We start from the raw sequence: 1,060 nt of genomic DNA on the forward strand, positions 1-1,060 counted from the left end.
GCCGCTTCGATCGATCCGCGTCCAGGCAGCGTCGACGACCCGCTCCAATGCCGCCTGAAGCCCGGCGCGATCCGACAGGTCGGTTTCGAACGTCCGCTCGGCGCCGACCGACTTGGCGATGCGATGCGCGCGTACCGGGCGATGATCGATTCCGCGTGCCGCGCCGTAGAGATAGTCGGCATAGCTGCCGAAATGGCGTTGCAGGAATTCCAGCGGCCGGTCGCGCAGATCCTGGCCGGTCAGGATGCCCAGCGCCTCCATCTTGCGTGCGGTCACCGGGCCGACACCGTGGAAACGCTTGACCGGTAGGCTTGCGACAAACGCCGCGCCATGAATCGGCGGTATCACGCACAGGCCATCAGGCTTGTTCTGATCCGAGGCGAGCTTGGCAATGAACTTGTTGTAGCTGACCCCGGCAGACGCGGTCAGCCCCGTCTCCGCGCGGATTGCCTCGCGGATGGCATTGGCGATCGCAGTGGCAGAGCCCAGGCCCGCCTGGTCTTGGGTCACGTCGAGATAGGCCTCGTCGAGCGACAGCGGCTCGATTAACGCGGTATAGCGAGCGAATACGGCCCGGATCTGTTGCGATACCTCTCGATAGACGTCGAAGCGGGGCGGCACGAAAACCAGATCGGGACAGCGCCGGATCGCGGTGACCGAGGGCATCGCCGAACGAACACCGAAGATCCGGGCCTCATAACTCGCGGCCGCGACCACGCCACGCGCGCGCGACCCGCCGACCGCGACAGGACGCCCCCGTAAGCTGGGATCGTCGCGCTGCTCCACCGATGCGTAGAAGGCGTCCATATCCACATGGATTATCTTGCGCCCGTCGTGCGGCACCGCTTCATCAGGGGGAAATGGTGACACGCGAAAGGCCAGGCGATCCTCGAACCCGCATGCTACGGGCTTGAAAACGAAACAGGAACATCGTCCTTCCGTCAACCCCCGGGTCGCATCACCGTGCCCGCCGCCATTGATCGACGTTAATATCCTCTTATCGATCTCGTTCTAAAAGGGCGCTCGGGATCAGGATTTGAAACGCTTTCGCTCCTTCGGG

The 1,060-nt window shown here is 63.8% G+C and carries 1 protein-coding gene; it reads right to left on the reverse strand.

The features are described 5' to 3' along the window. The coding region (dinB, locus tag U1700_RS15295; RefSeq protein WP_332753519.1) for a DNA polymerase IV at window positions 1-870 on the reverse strand (870 nt) is incomplete at its 3' end. Between the last annotated feature and the right edge of the window lie 190 nt (window positions 871-1,060).

It is taken from the genome of Sphingomonas sp. RB1R13 (assembly GCF_036663775.1).
Lineage (GTDB): Bacteria > Pseudomonadota > Alphaproteobacteria > Sphingomonadales > Sphingomonadaceae > Sphingomicrobium.